Origin of the sequence: Gimesia chilikensis (assembly GCF_007744075.1) — a bacterium.
GTDB lineage: Bacteria > Planctomycetota > Planctomycetia > Planctomycetales > Planctomycetaceae > Gimesia > Gimesia chilikensis_A.
In genome coordinates, this window is the sequence record NZ_CP036266.1 from 4,920,655 (window position 1) to 4,938,483 (window position 17,829).

Annotated in this window: 13 protein-coding genes; 7 read left to right on the plus strand and 6 right to left on the minus strand. The window is 53.9% G+C overall.

Annotated features, from left to right (window positions below):
* Nucleotides 1–75 precede the first annotated feature (75 nt).
* From HG66A1_RS18550 to HG66A1_RS18560, 3 genes are all read right to left on the minus strand, one after another.
* The gene (locus tag HG66A1_RS18550) at nucleotides 76–1,344 is read right to left on the minus strand and encodes a hypothetical protein (protein WP_145187236.1); all 1,269 of its coding nucleotides are present in this window, start codon (nucleotides 1,342–1,344) and stop codon (nucleotides 76–78) included.
* Nucleotides 1,345–1,422: 78 nt separating this feature from the next.
* Nucleotides 1,423–2,934 carry a sigma 54-interacting transcriptional regulator gene (locus HG66A1_RS18555; protein WP_145187238.1) on the minus strand — a complete coding sequence of 504 codons (1,512 nt, stop codon included), beginning with the start codon at nucleotides 2,932–2,934 and terminating at the stop codon, nucleotides 1,423–1,425.
* A 479-nt stretch (nucleotides 2,935–3,413) separates the two neighbouring features.
* Entirely contained in the window at nucleotides 3,414–4,154 is a 741-nt protein-coding gene (locus tag HG66A1_RS18560; RefSeq protein ID WP_145187241.1) for a hypothetical protein, read from the minus strand.
* Between the two features lie 778 nt (nucleotides 4,155–4,932).
* Here HG66A1_RS18560 and HG66A1_RS18565 point away from each other — a divergent pair.
* The gene (locus HG66A1_RS18565; RefSeq protein WP_145187244.1) at nucleotides 4,933–6,138 is read left to right on the plus strand and encodes a hypothetical protein; all 1,206 of its coding nucleotides are present in this window, start codon (nucleotides 4,933–4,935) and stop codon (nucleotides 6,136–6,138) included.
* A 66-nt stretch (nucleotides 6,139–6,204) separates the two neighbouring features.
* Here HG66A1_RS18565 and HG66A1_RS18570 read toward each other — a convergent pair whose 3' ends face one another.
* Complete coding sequence (locus HG66A1_RS18570) at nucleotides 6,205–7,962, minus strand: hypothetical protein (RefSeq protein WP_145187247.1); 1,758 nt, start codon at nucleotides 7,960–7,962, stop codon at nucleotides 6,205–6,207.
* A gap of 285 nt (nucleotides 7,963–8,247) precedes the next feature.
* On the opposite strand from HG66A1_RS18570, the gene HG66A1_RS18575 reads away from it, so the two are divergent.
* The 4 genes from HG66A1_RS18575 (at nucleotide 8,248) to HG66A1_RS18590 (ending at nucleotide 12,673) form a co-directional block, all read left to right on the plus strand.
* Entirely contained in the window at nucleotides 8,248–9,891 is a 1,644-nt protein-coding gene (locus HG66A1_RS18575) for a hypothetical protein (protein WP_145187250.1), read from the plus strand.
* Nucleotides 9,878–10,297, plus strand: a complete 420-nt coding sequence (locus tag HG66A1_RS18580) for a hypothetical protein (protein WP_145187253.1) — start codon at nucleotides 9,878–9,880, stop codon at nucleotides 10,295–10,297. The genes HG66A1_RS18575 and HG66A1_RS18580 overlap by 14 nt, the downstream gene beginning before the upstream one ends.
* A 92-nt stretch (nucleotides 10,298–10,389) precedes the next feature.
* Entirely contained in the window at nucleotides 10,390–11,793 is a 1,404-nt protein-coding gene (locus HG66A1_RS18585; RefSeq protein WP_145187256.1) for a DUF1501 domain-containing protein, read from the plus strand.
* Between the two features lie 16 nt (nucleotides 11,794–11,809).
* Complete coding sequence (locus tag HG66A1_RS18590) at nucleotides 11,810–12,673, plus strand: alpha/beta fold hydrolase (RefSeq protein WP_145187259.1); 864 nt, start codon at nucleotides 11,810–11,812, stop codon at nucleotides 12,671–12,673.
* Nucleotides 12,674–12,688: 15 nt separating this feature from the next.
* Here the strand turns inward: HG66A1_RS18590 and HG66A1_RS18595 are convergent, their stop codons facing one another.
* Complete coding sequence (locus HG66A1_RS18595) at nucleotides 12,689–13,606, minus strand: peptidyl-alpha-hydroxyglycine alpha-amidating lyase family protein (protein ID WP_145187262.1); 918 nt, start codon at nucleotides 13,604–13,606, stop codon at nucleotides 12,689–12,691.
* A 241-nt stretch (nucleotides 13,607–13,847) separates the two neighbouring features.
* Here HG66A1_RS18595 and HG66A1_RS18600 point away from each other — a divergent pair, with 241 nt between their 5' ends.
* Nucleotides 13,848–14,447 (plus strand): hypothetical protein, encoded by a 600-nt coding sequence (locus HG66A1_RS18600; RefSeq protein ID WP_145187265.1) that lies wholly within the window; start codon nucleotides 13,848–13,850, stop codon nucleotides 14,445–14,447.
* Nucleotides 14,448–14,464: 17 nt separating this feature from the next.
* On the opposite strand, the gene HG66A1_RS18605 is transcribed toward HG66A1_RS18600, so the two are convergent.
* Complete coding sequence (locus tag HG66A1_RS18605) at nucleotides 14,465–15,925, minus strand: sodium:solute symporter family protein (RefSeq protein ID WP_197996668.1); 1,461 nt, start codon at nucleotides 15,923–15,925, stop codon at nucleotides 14,465–14,467.
* Nucleotides 15,926–16,264: 339 nt separating this feature from the next.
* Here HG66A1_RS18605 and HG66A1_RS18610 point away from each other — a divergent pair, with 339 nt between their 5' ends.
* Entirely contained in the window at nucleotides 16,265–17,710 is a 1,446-nt protein-coding gene (locus tag HG66A1_RS18610; RefSeq protein WP_145187271.1) for a hypothetical protein, read from the plus strand.
* Nucleotides 17,711–17,829 lie beyond the last annotated feature (119 nt).

Sequence of the window (17,829 nt, forward strand, 5' to 3'; positions counted from 1 at the left end):
TCCTGAAGCGGCTGAATCTCGATTTCATCTGGCAGCTCGCTCAGCAGGGATGAAAGCTCGCTTTGGTTGCGTTTCTTAGCCGATCTCTTCCAGGACCGACTTGAGGTCGTATCCCTGTTCCTGCTTGGCCTCGATGGTAATGGCACCTCCGGCCGCTACCGATTCTGGCCCCATCGTCAGCACAAAATCACCCGTCTTGCTACGCGGAATGCGTCCGACCGTGCTGGTGGTGCGTTCGCAAACGTCGCCCCGATTCCGGGCATCTGCTTCGACATATTCACCGACTGCATCCTGGAAATCGTCTCCGTGACGAGTGCCACGAGCCTTCTCCAGCTTTCGCGCCTTCAGAGTTGCAACGGTTTCTCGAATCTCGGTGTGGAATTCAGTGTTTGACTTCTCGATCTGGCCGATCACTTCCAGCAACTGGCGTCGCAGCAATGAGAGAGGTGAAGCCTCATCATCGAGTGTGAGACTGCCTTTGACCGTGCCATTGACGGTTTCAAGCAGCTTCGCCATCCGCGACATCGCAGAGTCTTCATTATCCTGCGAGAACTGATCTGAGATTTGTTCCTGGGCCTTCTCGACGCGGTTGACAAGACGTGTGAGCGCACCTTCTTCGTTGTCCAGAGAAAATTCGTTGCGGACCTCGGCGACGTCGTCAGCCAGACCTTTCCGCAACTTTCCATTGGCGTCGGTGACTTCGGTGAGGAGACGTGATAAAGCGGAGGTTTTGTCGTCCAGCGAGAAGTTCTTCACGATCTGGTCACGCTGCGACTGAAGGGCCAACCCGATCACCTCTTTCAACGAAGCAAGCAAGCCATTGGCCTGTTCGGGAGACAGCATCTTGAACAATGGGCTTTGATCACCGACATGCGCTGCAAGAGTCTGTGCGACTGTTGACGCATCTTCGCCGAGATGGCGATTGAGAAGTTCATCCAACTCGCCGTCACGTTTCACGAGACGATCCAGCCGCTGCGTCAGTTGGCCAGACTCGGGATCGAAGTATCCCTTCAGCGAGTTGGAAATGCCGCCTGTGCATTGAACAGAGTGCTCCGCCAATACTTCACGAAGTGAATGCAACATCTGCGAGACTTCGTCTCGCACAGAGGTCGCATCAATGACTCCAGTCGCTTGACGCATGGCATGTACTCCGATTCGCAGTGCGGCCAGCGCGTAGCGGTTCCGCTCGTCATCCTTTTCATGGGCACGCAACTCGGAACAGACATCCGGGTCAGTGACAATCAATTCAAGCGTCATGCGGCTGTGAAGGCGCGATGAGTCACCTTCGACTGCGAAGTGCGGACCGTTGTTTCCGTTCGGATTGTTAAAAGTGGATTCTTGCATGATTTGTCCCTTGGCGTTGCCGCTGTTCTTTTTAGCTATTTGGTTTCGACAAACGCTCTAAATGCAACAGGCGTGCCATTACGATTTCACTCCATATTTCTTCATCCAGTTTGTGAACGTCTGATAGTTTGGAAGCCCCACAAGTTTGCATGCCGCTGACTTGTTTTTGTCCGCCTCGTCATATGCTCGAGACAGGTAGTGGCGAGCCACTTCGCCGATCAGTTCCGTCAGATCCAAGTCGTTACCCAGACTGCGGTTGAGGATCGAGTCATATCCCGGCAAAGCACGCTTGACGGGGAACAACGAATTGCGAATTTGCTCGGTTCCGATAGTCATTCCACCAGACCAAATAGCGGCTCGGCAAAGCGTGTTAGATAATTCTCGAATGTTGCCCGGCCACGGATGTTGGTTCAGAAGATTTCTTGCACCCGCAGAAAGTTTCTTGTGTTCCCAGCCGGGACTGGCGGTACGGTCAACATTGATTCGATCTAGAAAGTAGTCAATCAGAAGATTGAGATCATTCGGGCGTTCCCGGAGCGGCGGAAGGTTCAGAACGCCGACCGCAAGCCGGTGAAAAAGATCTTCCCGAAACCGCTCCGCTGCGACTTCATCCAGCAAAATCCGATTGGTTGCTGCAATAACACGAAAGTCGACGCTCTTGCTTTTTGCTTCACCCACGCGCGTGATCTTCTTCTCCTGCAACGCACGCAATAGTTTTACCTGTGCTGCCAACGGTAATTCACCGATCTCGTCAAGAAATAGCGTGCCACCGTTAGCGGTCTCCAGGTATCCAACTTTGTTTTCACTTGCTCCTGTGAACGCACCTTTCTTGTGGCCGAAGAACTCGGATTCGACTAATTCGGCTGGGATCGCACCACAATTTACCTCAACGAACGGCTTGCCTGCTCTCAGACTGGACGCGTGGATCGCTCGCGCAAACAGCTCTTTACCTGTCCCTGATTCGCCCTGAATTAACAATGGCACATCTTCGACTGCGACACGCCGGGCCTGTGCGATCACTGTTTTCATTACCTGGCAGCGGTGAATGATCTCCGTGAACTCTGGAGCTTCCGGCGGTAGTCCCTGTGTGAGTCGCCTAATTTCCTCGTCGCCTTCGATGTCTCGCATTGGGATGTAGTCCGCTGCGATCTCAAACGGAATCGAGATCGTCCTGACCCCTTCTTCCTTCGACGATTCAATTAACTCTGCTGGGAATTGTGTTTTGGCGAGCAGCACCCACACTGCACCCATCGCTGGCGTCCCGGGACTGACATGAAACGTGCGATGCCGATCGATGTCTTCTTTTTCCAGCGTCTTCAAGACGCCAATTGCCCCTTCGTAGATCTCATCAAATCGTGTTGGGCCTGTCAGCTCCACCGGCCAGACGTTGGCTTGGGTACCGGTCTCTTTTTTGAGCCACTTCACAAACGACTTGGAATCAGCGGCTTTGTGATCCGATAGCAGGTGGATCTCGTCGAACTCACGCTTCGTAACCGCATTTGCAATAGGCCCGGGACCGTCACGAGATTCCCCCCGCGACGCCCTGAGGTCAGTATTTCCAATCCATGCTATGAAAGCTTTTGAAGTCATTCCTCTAATATACAAAATAATTTGCAATACGCAAGAATGTTTGTAGTTCTAGCCGGGAGGCAGATACTTCCGCTGTGGCAATATTTTAGCTGAAGAACCTCTTAATCAGATATTTGGCTTGAGTAACTTATATAACCAGCGAAGGGTTACAGAAATTCGAGAATGACATTTATGTTCCGTCACTCAATTGTCATAAAAGAGACGACTTCTCCAGAAACATTGACCACTGCCATGCCATCCGTTCTCCGGTGAAGATCAATTCCAACGAGCCGCATAGTTTTGCTTTCTTGATAGAGAATTCAAATAATGGATAACTGGAACACTCATCTTCGCGTTTAAGGGAGGATTCTTGATACGGCGGTAATTGGATCAAGTCAGCCCTTTTCAAAGTCCGTCAGATCGTCTATCTCTGAATATATTTTTCAAGTTCGTGATCTCCCTTGCAATAGGCACAATCAATTTTAGGTTTGTACATTATTTTAGTCCCTATCCTCAAAGCTCCACCAATCATCCACGACAGAGGTAAGTTCATAGTTTTTATAATTCACCTTACTGAGCGTATAGATCTGGCGAGGTATATGAATTCGGTTATTTGTGTGCTGAGCCCAGGTGGCATAGGATGGAATACCGGCAATCAACCACAGATCATCTGTTGGGACGCTCGCATGGCGGTTGAAAACGAATTCAATATCGCGTTTCAAATTATTGATATGTTTCTTGTATACTCGCGAATTATATAGCAATATTTTGACACGTGCCTTTACGTCGAGGAGTTTTAACAAATCGCGTAGAACTTCGTTTCTGGAACCCATTTCAGACTCAACACCCAAAAGAATTTCATACTTTTCATCACTGGGAAGACGCGGTTCAGTTGCCTGACCAATCACGACAGGGATAGCTCCCATTGTGATTGAGAAATCAAGCATGAATTCACGCATCAGCCATCCATGGTTAACTGAAGACATCGATTCCCAAGAAGTGCCTGTGATGGGCTCTGCCCGGCAGAAGAGGTCATGATGGTGACATCCGAGGTTAACGGCTAAAGGATGCTTGCACCTCTCAAGCGAGTTCCAGAGAATCTCTGCATCTATTCGACCTGAATTTGTAGTATCCACTCTCGCTGTTAGTGTCTCATCAAGTTGAGTTTCTAGCCCTTCTCGAAAGGTCTTCCAAAGATCTTTGAGTAAATGAATGCGATCCACCTCATCCATTGTTTTCATGTTGTTACCTCATAGTTGGGTTAATCTCGGATGATTAACTCGAAAAGTATTTCCGGTGAGCGTCAACTGCAGGGCACTAAATCGTTTGGCTAATATCATTAGTGGGGGGGAATGGTTTTTCGGATCTGAGATTTATTTACTGCTGACTTCAACAAATATGATTTGTTATGTAGTAATATGTAGTTAATCCAACCGAATTTGCCTGAAACGGCCCGAATTGCGCTGCATTTTGAAATGCTATAAATCACGAATAAACACTTTAATTCAGGGGTAAAAAGCTGCTGTCAGCGAAAACTTAATTCTTATCATCGGCGAGAATAATCACCACATGTGGTTGACGCGGCTGCGCTGCTGCCGATACTGCGGAAGTAGCAGAAAGCAGAAGCAGTGTAAGACAACAGATCAGAGTGACAGAATGCCTGCGCATGGGGTTCCTCAGGAATACGTCTCTAAAGGAGTGGGAACGCGTTAATGAGTTCTATTAATAAACTACCCGATCAACAGAGGAAAGGGAATGGACCGTTTGAACGAAGTCCCCTGTCAGCTATTGCGGATTGTATGCGAGAGGCTGTTTCACCCCGGATTTGTCCAAGTAGATTGCAGTCCGTTTTTCCGATATCAGAGGTCATCCACAGTTTTTAAATATCAATCGTTGACTTAGTGTCCCTACCACACTACCATGTGTGTATATTAAACACTATCTGTTTAATTATGAGATATCCGGGCCAGCTGTTCGAGACACTTTTTCAATCACAGTGTTCAGCAGGGGAGACGTATCATGATCGGTATCAAAACAGTTCGACAGGGTGAGCGGGTTGCGGTCTGGGATTTTAAGGGACGGGTGGAGTACATTGACGGTCCGCGGCGGATGATTCTATTTCGCAAGACGATTGAGTCGCTCAGGCAGTACAGTGCGGGAGCGAACGAATATCTCTCGATTGAATTTGTCGACGGCCATTGTGAACACCAGCGTGGGCCGACCTCGGTCTGGTACGATCCGGTCGAACATCTGGCGATCAAGGTCATGGATTCGCTGGAACTTGATTCACATGAAGCGATCGTGGTCTATCGCAGGTCCGGGGAGGCCGTGCAGCGACGTGTGGAACGGGGGCCGATGCTGTTTGTCCCGCAGGAAAACGAATGGCTGCATGAGTTTCGCTGGCACGGAGCCGATCCTCAGACGCCGACGCATAAGGTTCCCCGGGCACTCAGCTTTCATAAGCTGCGGGTGATTCCCGACCAGACCTATTACCTGGTCGACGATGTGCGGACTTCCGATGATGCCTTGCTGACCGTCAAGCTGATGATCTTTTTCGAGCTGTCCGACATTGAAAAAATGCTGGACCAGACGCACGATCCGATTGCTGACTTTATCAATGCGGTGACAGCCGACGTCGTTGATTTCGCCGGAATGCGTTCCTTTGAAGCGTTCAAACAGGATACCGAGCAGTTAAACGAACTGGAGTCGTACCAGAATCTGCTGTCACGGGCGGTCCGCATTGGTTACCAGATCAATAAGGTCGTCTACCGCGGATATACAGCCGGCGAAACGCTGCAGGCGATGCACGACAGTGCGATCGAAGCCCGAACGCGGCTCAAGCTGGATGCAGAGACGGAAATCCAGGCCCAGGAACTGGCGGATGTGCAACTGGCCCGTGAAGCGATTCGGGCGGAAAAGCGTCAGGAAATGGAGGCCCGGCAAACCGAACATGACATTCACCTGCAGCGACTGCAACACGATGAGGAGATTCATCAGCAACAGGAAATACAACACGTCGAAGAAGAGACCCGACGCCGGGTTAATCAGATCGAACTGGAACACCAGCAGGCGCAGAACCAGGAACAGAGCCGGTATCTGGGCACGATGCGTGAAATGCAGATCGACCTGACACGTTATCTGGTGGCTCAGTATCAGAATCCGGATCGCTTGATTCGGATCAGTGGTGATAAGGATCCCAGCCTGCATTTACATGAGGAGGGTTAGCTCTCAAAGAACAAGGGGCAGGTCCCGGATTAGCGAGACCTGCCCCTTTTCATCAATCAACTTCGATTACTCTTCCTCCCCAGATGTGACATCGGGTGGCGGAGAGAGTATTTCCGGTTCCGGAGGTGTGTCCTTGCGGAAGGTCAGCCAGGCCGGCTCGGGGAGCCAGCGGGCTTTGTGGGCACTGATCAGGAAGGCGAGGATCAGGGCGGCGGCTGACCAGATGAAAGCGATGACCGCTTCTCGACTGAGGTATTGGATCGCCAGACGAAACGCGAAAGTCGCACTGGTATAGAGCAGGATGCCGACCGTGGCGGCGAAGGAGAACTTGAACCAGCGACTGGACCAGAGCCGGGCGATCAACAGACACCCCACGGCCCAGGAGCCGACATAGGAGAGACGCCAGATCAGCGGTATTTCCGCAGCACGTTCATTTAAGATGACCACCACGGAAACCAGAGGAATCAACAATGCGCTGGCACATTGCAGGACGCGACTGAAATCGTCTTTCATGGTCAGCCCCAGGACCAGCATGGAGAGCCAGAGCAGATGGAAACAGGCTGTGAAACGATACTCGGCGAGAATCGAATCGGGAATCAGATACCAGATTCCCAGCGTCGCAGCGATGACGCCTGCGGTGCAGATACCCGAAGAACGTCGGCGGAGGCCCAGCCCCAGCATCAGGGCACCGTCCAAAAGGAGCGGCCAGGGAGTCGGTTCAATCAAGGTCCGCGTCCCCAGGGTCTGCGGGCCGACAATGGTAAACAGGGCCAGAACTCCGACTCCGCCCCAGATCGCATCCGGGACGCGTCGCACGACGGCCCAGAGGTAGAAGCCGACCAGCATCCACGCCGCCAGCCAGATCGGAGAACCAATCGCGTCAGTGACTTTGAAGAGAAATCCGGTGTGTACCGGTCCTCCCGACATAGGCATGGCCAGCAGAAGCAGCAACGGTGCCAGTCGAACCAGGCCCGCCTGAAAGACTTTGTTGCGGGTCAAAATCGCCCCTTCGAGCAGCAGTACGAGCAACACGAATCCCAGCGGAATCAGGAAGTAAAACCCCCACAGGGTATCAAAGGAGATCAAGCGGGGTCCGCTGATCGGTTTGATCCACATCGGCCCGGCAGGTCCGAAGGTCAGGCAGAGGATGAACGAACGAAAGGCGACGCAGGCGGCAATCATGCCGAATGCGATCCAGGGAAACCAGGGCCAGCCCCAGGGAGTGCCGTTGGATTTCACATAAGAAACGCCTCCGCGGATGGCGGGCCACAGACAGAGAAAGAGGACCGACGCGACGACCGGGAACAGAAACAGGGTCCATTCCAGTTCAGCGGGCGAACGGGGATGCATTTCGGGAGAACACCACCAGGGTGCCGCATAGAACAGCGCCAGGAAGAGGTGATACGGAATCCGGTAACGGACTCCCAGGCGAATGCCGGCGCCCCAGAGAACGGCTTCGGAAAGCAGTGCCGAGAACAGAAAGCCGCCGCACATCAGCAGCAGGCCCTGATCCTGGGAAACGCGGGAGAACAGGTCATCCATGCTGACCGAGACCCCGAGAAACAACAGCAGCAGGAGCAGCAGAATCGAACGGGCGTCCTCCCAGACTTTGCCCCAGCGTACGATCAGCACTCCAATCCCCGCCAGCAACAGGGTATACCCGGCCAGCACGCCCATCATAATCCAGCAGTTGATGGAACCGATCTCAATGGTTCCGTAAGCAGACCGCACGGCGAACAACATCAGCACGGCACTAATCACGTAGAACGGATTGTGGTTGTAGATGTAACGCAGGACCGAGCGGTGAGAAGCAGACGCAGACATAACAGCCTCCTCTCATCAAGAAATGAAGAAAGATAAAGCCCCAGAACTGGGGATAAAAAGACAGGTTCGCTGTTAAAGAGACTGCATTGTAACATATTTATTTGAACAGTTATAGAAAATTCTGAGGTGTGTCATGAAATCTGAATTTTGTGAGACTTCTCTCTCGACGATCTCCGGCGGGCCGAAATGTTCGCGGTGGAAATCCGTGCTTGACCCCGCGGGGAATTGCGATATTAATAGGGGACACGAACATTTTCAGGAGCGGGCCTTACGAACGGAGAGGGAATGACTACAGTCAACCAGAGGCTCCCCTGCTCTTTAGAGATATCGAAAGCGCGGCAGCGCCCCGATCAGCGAAGAGCATTGCATCCCGACCTGGAACGCATCCTCTCGTTCTGCCGAAAACGCACTGGCTTCACCACATCAGCAACAGCATCATTCCCTCTGACATCGACGCTCACTCAACTCGGCGAACAGGCCATCCAGTCTGCGATAGAAGGACTGGATCCCCAGCTGAACGCGCTGGCCAAAGAGTATGCGGACGGTTCTGGCTCCCGTCGAAACGTGATCTGCGAGGAACTCTTTCGCCAGTTAGTAACTCAAACGAAACCGGTGCGAACGCAAGCCGAACTGGTGAAGCATGTTTGTGAAGATGTTTCGAACCAGTCGTGTAACCGGATATTTCCCCGTCAGTTCCACAAACATGGGAATCCGAACTGTCTGGGTCGTGCGTTGATCCTGCTCGCTTTCGCCCGGCTGGCGGGAGCGCCCGTACTGGGAGCGACGCCTCTGATCTCTGGTTCTGAAATCGCGATCCGCCATGATGTGCGGGTGGCCCGCGGAATTCTCAGGCGGGCAGATCGACAGCAAGTGAAACTTAAACCCGAACTGAAAACGTTTCTGGAATTCATGACGGATCGTCCTGGTATCGATCGACTCCGACCGCCGATGTTTCACATGGGAATTCTGATGCAGACCAGTGCTGCGAGTTGGACGCTGATCGATCCCCACGCGAAAGTCACGGGCAAATACCGGAACCAGCGGCTGATCTCCGAGATTCATGAACAGAGCCTCTTCCAACCTGAGCAGGTATTTGCTGCCGATTTTCGTGTCGAAGCCGATCTCAAATGCAGTCAGCAACTGTGGGGACTGAAGCCCATCACCGACTTTCTCGGGGAGTTACAGACTCTCAGCGAATCTGATCAACTCGATGTGGGTGATGTTCTGGTTTTCCTGGCCGAATCGAATCTGCTGGAATATCTGCTCAGCGATGCCTGGAACCTCCCCCGGGTAGAGAAAGCGAATATCACGGCCCAGTTGCGGGGCAGCGCGTCCCCGGTCGTTGCCCCCCGGTTGCTGGAAACACTGTCCCTCGGGAATTGTGCAGAGCCCCTGAGGAGTCGCATGCAGGCGTTGCTGAGCTGGTTTCTGCTGCTGGACAGTGGAAAAGAACTGGTCGGGCTGCTGGCGTTTGCTGTTTCTGAGGGTTCAGAGTCCTTACGCCGGGAGATGTTAGAACAGTCAACCAGGGAACTGCTGGAGGAATTGATCGCCCGCCTGCATGGGTTCCTGTTCAACACAGCATCACTCAGCAACGAACGCGGCTTGTTACATCCGGTGCTGGAACTGTATCAGCCGGAATTCCGCGTGGGCGTGGAACTGGTTTCGCATGTGAATGCGGTCACCCTGCGTTCCGAGGCGATTCCCGAGGCGTTATCCCGCGTCTGTCCGGGGCAGACGATCCAGATTTCACGGGCGACGGAGATTCTCCGCAATCAGCAACACAAAATTGTCCCTTCGTCACGTCGGGCTTTTCAAACGTTTACCGCTGCCGAATTTCAGTCGGAACGACTTCAGGATATTCTGCAGCGGATCTCTCAGATACTTTCCCTCACTTCCGAAAGCAGGAGCACTCATGATTCAGAATAAAAGCGATTTTCTGGAAAGCGAAGCACGTCAGGTCCGGATCAGGCTGCACAAAACAGGCGGCGACATTCCGGGATGCAGAAACCATTATCTGCTGGAAGCGATACCGGGCATGCAGCCCGTTATGGAACAGGTGATCCGGGAATTTATTGACGAAACCAGAAACAGCGTGGAATTCGCCCATGCCCAGCAGGAACTGGAACTCATCCAGTATGAAGCGGACGGATTCAACCGACTCGTCAAACAATATGCAGACCAGCGCCGCATGCAGACCGCTTTGAACGTGGCTTTTGAGATCTGGAATAATTCGCCCGGTCCCGAAGAACGCCTGCGGCAGATCGTGGATCACGCCGACAGCATTGCTCCGTCGGGCAGCGAATCGTTTACCACTTGTCAGGCCCCGACTTAACGGATTTCCCGGAGATTTGTGTTGCAACGCGAGTCAAACTGGTATAATCCACACATCAAACCCGGCTTATATTTTATTTAATGAGGCTGAGTATGGATGAATTCCAGATGAACCGTCGGCAGGCCCTGATTGCGAGTGGCCTGGGCACACTGAGTCTCGGCATGCCGGGCGTTGTGATGGGGAGTGACAAACTGGACGCCGCGGGAAATGCTGTCGCGGCGGAGAAGTCGTGTATCTTCATCCTGCTGTGTGGTGGACCGAGCCACATCGATACCTGGGATATGAAGCCGGAAGCTCCCCTCGATTATCGCGGGCCTTATATGCCCATCGAAACCAAAGTGCCGGGCATGCGGATCAACGAGATGCACACCGAGCTGGCGAAAGTGACCGACCAGTTCACCCTGATTAATTCGATGTCGCATCCGGGCGCGATCAGCAATCATTTTGACGCGATGCACAACCTGCTCAGTGGGCAGTCGGAAAAACGGGTGCAACAGGGAGCCGCGAACGAGCAGCCTTACCTCGGTTCCTTCGTCGCCAAGTTCAAGCCGAGCAAACGGAACTTCGTTTCCAATGCATGGCTCATCAAATGCGTGGGACCACCTGTTTTCTGTGCGCCGAATATCGGCATCGGTGGTTACCTGGGTTCGGCTTATGCCCCGGTGTTCGTCGGTTCGGCGAACAATCATCCGGCGATGAAAGACTTCAAGCCGCCCGAAATTTACAATCCGTATGACGAGCAGCGGTTTGAGGAGCGGAAGACACTGCTCCGCGGCCTGGAATCGAAGCGACTCGACAAGGATCAGAAAGTCAAAGACTGGTCGGATCTGAGAGAGAAGACCTACGATGCGTTAACGCGGGCCGAGGGCCGACGTGCGTTTAACATGCATGAGGAACCGGACAAAGTTCGCGAGCAGTACGGCATGCATCCCCTGGGACAGAACCTGCTGCTGGCCCGTCGGATGGTGGAATCGGGGGTCCGGTTCGTCACCGTTAACGGCTGGGCCGGTCAAGCCGACCATGACAAGCAGGGACCGCCCAGCAGCAGCTGGGACATGCATGGCGGAAACATGGGCATGGGGAATGCGTTCGGCAACGGTTCCTACGGCATGGGCTTCTGTCTGCCCCGACTGGACCAGGCGCTCGCCGCGTTGCTCACGGACCTCAAGGAACGGGGCATGCTGGATAACACGCTGGTCGTTGTCACTGGTGAGTTCGGCCGTACGCCCTACGTATTGAAACAGGATCCCCCAGGACGCCAGCACTGGCCGAAGTGCTTCTCCTCAATTCTGGCAGGCGCTGGTATTAAAGGGGGCAATGTCTATGGAAAGACAAACAAGTATGGAGAATATCCCACCCACAAACCGGTCCGCCCCGAAGAACTCGCGGCGACGATCTATCACGCCCTGGACATCCCGATCAACAACCCACAGGATCCGACAGGGCTGTTGCGGACCCTGACCACAGGGAAGCCGATCATGGAACTGTTCGGGTAAACTGAGGAGTCACTGAATGCGTGCCCGCATCAATGGTACGGAGATCTATTTTGATGTCGATGGGATGGGACTGGTGCCTGGCGAAGACCGGATGGTCGAGCGACCAGTGCTGTTTCTGCTGCATGGCGGACCGGGCAGCGACCATTCCAGTTTCAAATCGAATTCGGCAGCGCTGCGTGATACCGCGCAACTGGTGTTTGTCGACCATCGTGGTTCCGGACGAAGTGCTCCGGCTGATCCTAAAACGTACACGCTCGACCAGAACATCGATGACCTGGACGCGCTGCGTGAACACCTGGGTCTGGAGCGGATCTCCGTGCTGGGTTCGTCGTATGGAGGGATGGTCGCGCAGGGTTATGCCATTCGATATCCGGAGCGTGTCGCGAACCTGATTCTTGTTGCCACTGCCCCCAGTTTTCGCTTTATGGAAGATGCCCGTCAGATCGTCAATGAGCGAGGTACTGCGGATCAGCAACGTGTCTGCCAGTGGTTGTGGGAGGGCACATTCGAATCACAGGAACAGGTCTACGAGTATTACAAAACGATGGGCCCCCTGTATTCCGCCCGTTTCGACGCCGGGAAGCTGGACAAAGGCTGGCCGCGCAGTATCCGCAACTTCGAACAGCTGAATCTCGGCTTCACCACGTTCCTGAAAACATTCGACTTGATTGAGCAGTTACCTTCTATAAAGTGTCCCACTCTGGTGCTGGGAGGCGCCCACGACTGGATCTGTCCACCGCGGCATTCGGAGCTGATCGCGGAGAGAATTCCCCGTGCGCAATTGAAGATTTTCGCGAACAGCTCCCATGCGATTGCCGATGATGAACCGGAAGCCTATCTGGCGGCAGTGCGTGGCTTTTTGACCTACTGCAATAAATAGGAAATTCGATAGATTTTATTTTTCCCGCAGGAGTTTCTGCAGACGTTTACCGCCGATTTCTGCGATGAACAGATTATCGGCGGTGTCCGCGGTCAGCATGTGAGGCAGATTGAACTCGCCTGGTCCGGCCCCTTTGCGGCCCCAGCTCTGAGCGACTTTTCCACTGGAATTCAACAACAACACTTTGTTGGCACGTCCATCAGCAACGAACAGGTTTCCCTGAGCATCGAATTCCATACCATAGGGAGCGAAGCCGGTCCAGATCTCCAGCAGCTTGCCTTCCGAATTAAACGCCTGCACGCGGTTGTTTTCGCGGTCGCCGACCAGAATGCGTCCCTGGCGATCGAGGATAATCGAATGGGGAAGATTGAACTGTCCTGGTCCTTTCCCCGGCTCGCCCCACTGTCCCAGGTATTTTCCATTCGCGGCGAACTTCATGACGCGGCTGTTACCGTAGCCATCGGAGATATAGATTTCATCGTGACGGCCGAAGGCGATATCGGTCGGTTTATCAAACTGGTTTTCGCCGGTTCCTGGTTTGCCTGGCTGACCGATGGCCAGCAATATTTTCCCCTGGGAATCGAACTGGTAAACCATGTGATTCCCGATATCGGTGACCCAGATATGATCGTGCTGATCGACGCGGAGTCCGTGTGCCTGACCGATCAGGTTATCTCCCCACGAACGAAGGAATCGGCCTGCACGATCAAAGCAGAGGATCGGCTGCTTGCCCCGATGAAACAGATACATCCGCCCCTCACTGTCGAAGTCAACTGCCGAACAGGGGCCGAGAGTCAGTTCTTCCGGAAGCTGAATGCCATTGTCGGCGGCTGGAACGAAGATCACCGGGTCAGCCGCATGTGAGTCTCCCATCGTCGACATCAGGCCGAATATTGAAAAGCAGAGCAAAATTATTAATCGAGACAGTTTCATGCGGAGCACTCCAGGGCCGTTTCAGATATAAGACAGATAGAAACCGGTTGATGATAGCGTCAGTGTACGCCTCTTTCCCGGCGGTGTCGAGTCTTTTAAAGTGATCGCTTCAGCACTCCATTGACAACATTAGGGTAACCATTTAATGATAAGAATCCCGGAATGGCACGTCGGTGTTCCGCTATCGCTCACCACCTGATTTGCGTTATTAAAGTCATCTGTCCCCACATCAGGTTTCACGATGGATCCCCGTCTTAAACTGATCTTCAGCGGGCTGGCAATCGTCATCACATTCATGGCGTTCATCCCCTATATTCGAGGTATTCTCCAAGGGAGAATCAAGCCACACCTGTTTTCCTGGTTGATCTGGGGAATGACCACGCTGATTGTATTCTTCGCCCAGCTTGATGCGGACGGGGGAACCGGTGCCTGGCCTATCGGCGTTTCTGGAGTAATCACAGTCTACATCGCATTTCTGTCCTACGTGAAACGGGGAGACATTTCGATCACCCGCCTCGATCGACTGTTCTTCAGCGCGGCACTGCTTTCGATCCCCTGCTGGTATTTCACATCGAATCCCATGTGGGCAGTCATTCTGCTGACAACAATCGACCTGCTGGGGTTCGGTCCTACCATCCGCAAAGCCTATGATCATCCCTACGAAGAAAGTCTGCTCTTCATCTTTATGTTCTTCCTCAGGAACACCTTCGCACTCCTGGCCCTGGAATCGTACTCACTGACGACGGTGCTGTTCCCACTATCGATCTGTGTGGTCTGTCTGTTTTTATGCACGCTCATCTCCTATCGTCGTCGCGTGGTCGTGGCGGAGCAGACGCGTTAATGACCGCTGCAGCTCAATCAGACAGTTGGGTCTGGCTGAGAGTGCAGCAGACGTTGTCCCACCAGATACCCCAGTATGCTCGCCAGCAGACCTGTCAACTCGGGAGGGATCGAGAGCAACAGAGCAGGCACTGAATCGAGCCGTTCCTCGTCAGTGACCAGTAGTGACGCTGCGATCTGATGGGCTGTCCAGAACAGAGCCCCACAACCGATGGAGAGTAGTCCCGGCCATTCACCACGCGGCTTGAGATAGACACCGGCCACAAAGGGAACCAGCAGCGCCACCAGTCCCACCGCGAGAGCACTTTCGAGCAGTTCCAGAATCTCTTCGGTCACCAGCGCCAGAGGGAGACTGGCCAGGGCCACGATGACGACGCTCAAGCGACTGGTCAGCAGGCGTCGCTGGTCAAACCAGTTGATGCGATGCAACAGATTATGCGAGAGTAACGCGGCCGGTGAAAGCATCGCGCTGGTGCAGGTAGACACGACAATCGCCAGCAGCGTGACGACCAGCAGACAGATTCCCAAGGGTGACAGCAGCAGTTCAGCCAGTGCCAGCAGGACCTGACCATCACTGCCCTGGGGCAGTTCATCGGGCCAGAGTTGTCGCGAAGCCAGCCCCAGTCCGACGGGCAACAGACCAAACAGAATATACACACAGCCCGCCAGGATGCAGGCCCGCGAGGCGACCGTCCCGCTGCGACTGGCGAATATCCGTTGCATCAGATCCTGTCCGGGCAGATTTCCGAAGATGCCGTTGATCCAGGTTGTCGACCAGCCCAGCAGAGCCAGCAGTCCCGCTTCAGGTAGCAGGGTCCGCAGTTCTGGTGGCGTCCGCTCCCAGGTCGTTTCAATTCCGACCACCACGGAACCCTCACCCACCGAGGCTGCGAAGTTGACGCCCAGCATCACCAGACTGATCAGCACCACGCAGATCTGCACGGTATCGGTCAGGGTCACCGACCACATTCCCCCGATCATTGTCAGGAAAGTGACAAACAAGGCGGAGATCAGAATTGCGATCGTGGGGTCGAGTCCGAAAAAATGAGTGAGAATGGCCGATTGCGCCAGGTACTGAGCCGCGATCCAGGGCAGGTAGCCCAGGGCCTGAACGATACTGGAGATCAGTTCCGTTTTCGGACCGTACTTCTGCGCGAAGAGATCCCCCACGGTCAGGAGCTTCATCTCCCAGACCCGCCGGGCGAAGAACAGACCAGCCACGATCAGAGCCAGCCCCGAGGCGAACGGATCGAGGATCGTCCCCTGCACGCCCTCCGCTCGCGCTGCTTCACTGGCCCCCAGAACCGTGGCGGCCCCGAACCAGGTTGCCAGCAGCGTACCCCATGCCAGCCAGAGCGGCAGTCGCCGTCCTGCGACGAGATAATCTTCTTCCGTTTGGACCCTGCCCCCGGCATACAGGCCGAGACCGACCATCAGCAGAACATACAGTGTCAGCAGAATACCAAGCCAGAATGTCATGCAGATCATTTCCTCAGCAACTGTGATACTTCCAGTAAAACAGACAACTCGCGTGTACTCAGCCCTTTGCTAAATACGAACACCGCATGTTAGCGACATTGAGATGAATCTGCGCATGTTGCATTGGGGCAACATGGAACTTTCTGAAAAATGATTCTGAGCATAATCAGGTTAAGGCAGGGTTAATCGGCGAAGAAACGCCTCCGTCTGCGGACCGCATTTTTCTGGCTTCTCCCGAAAGAGTAGAATACGATATATTACTTAGAATTCAGCACGCTGTTGCTCCTCTTCAAAACAGCCTGCTCTCTAAGACTTCCTCTAACTCTGTGAGTGCTCCACATGGGTATCTGGAACTTCTTAACCAAGCCGATCAAACTCACTTCTGATAAATTTTACTGGCAGGAACCGCTGGGCATGCGCCTCAGCCTGCGGGGGGATCTCTTGATTCGCCTGGGTGTCGCCTTGACGGTCTGGGCGGCTGTCAGTGGTCTGTTCTGGATTTTATTTGCCTTCAACGTCAAGCCTCCCGAGCTTGGGGTGGCGATGTTTGTCTCGATCTTTATCGGGCTGGGCCCCGCCTGCCTGGCGTTGTTTATGCGTCGGGAGCATGTCTCTGCTTCGATCTGGATCTATGACGATCATCTGATCCGTCAGCGGTCTTATGTCTCACTGGCTCTGATCAGTTCCTGGAAAGAAATTTCTGAATGGCCCAACGCAGCCATCTCCCGCGTCATTTTCATCCCGGCCGAGGATCTGGGAAAATCCTTCTCCGTCATGCTGCTCTCGATCGATAAAGAGGTCGAACTGGTCGGCATTCCCTCGAAGATCAGGCTGAAGGAGCTGGCCCGTCACTTCACCGAAGCCGGAATTCCGGTTGAAAAAAGAGATGCGATTCCCGCGCGGTATACTCAGGGATTCAGTCCCAGAGTCTTCGCTGCGATGGCAGTATTGGGCGTGCTGCTTTTCAGTGGGGGACTGGCGTTTAATCTCACCAGGGTTCCACGGGCGGGACAACGCATCGCTGACCGCGAGAACCGGAGACCGCAGATCCCCCGTCCCGAATTGGAACACCCTGCGATCCCAGTGCCAGTTCAAGGGAACCCCATCGAGCGAAATCCCAATCCATCGCCCCAACAGCCAGAGACGGGGCTACCTCGGAATCAACCGGTTCTCACTCAGCCCGGGAGTTTCCCCAAACCGATTCCACAAAACATGCCGGAACCGATTCGCAACCGATTCCCTGTCAGACCAGGTGGTCCCCGTTCTCAAGCTGATCCAGTCATTTCTCGTGAATCTCCCAACCCGAATCCGCCACGATCCGTTTCCCGCTCAACGCCTGCAACCACGAAAGGGACCGCATCGAAACTGATTGGGAATGCTGAAGGGGGCGGCCCATTCCAGACAGTGATCCCCGAGGGAAAAACGCTGCTCGGGTTTGAATGTTCGCTGGGAAGCTGGGCCGGGGAACCAGCAATCCGCAGTCTGACACCACTATCAGAACCCAAACCAGCCCGGAGGCGAAATATTACTGTCATGGCGAAAGAGGGCTACGCCGTCGGAGGGATGAAGATCGATGCTCCCAAATATGTGAGCGCCGTTCAAGTCGTCTTCTATCGTCTTACAGATGACGGCCAGCTCGATCCGAATGACAGTTACACCAGCGAATGGCTGGGTACCCCCTCAGGCAAAGCGGTACCTGTTATCGAGGGAACTGGGAAAAACGTCATCGGCATCCATGGTCGACGCGGTGCGGTGCTGGATGCTTTGGGGCTCGTGTTTGAGTGAGAGCGATGTACTGGTTCTCGAAGTCGGAACTAGACTCAAGAATACCAATAGTTGCTGTATTACCTCCTCCTGTGATTTTGAAGGCCCATGGAATAGCCTACAAACCTGTTCCAAATCAT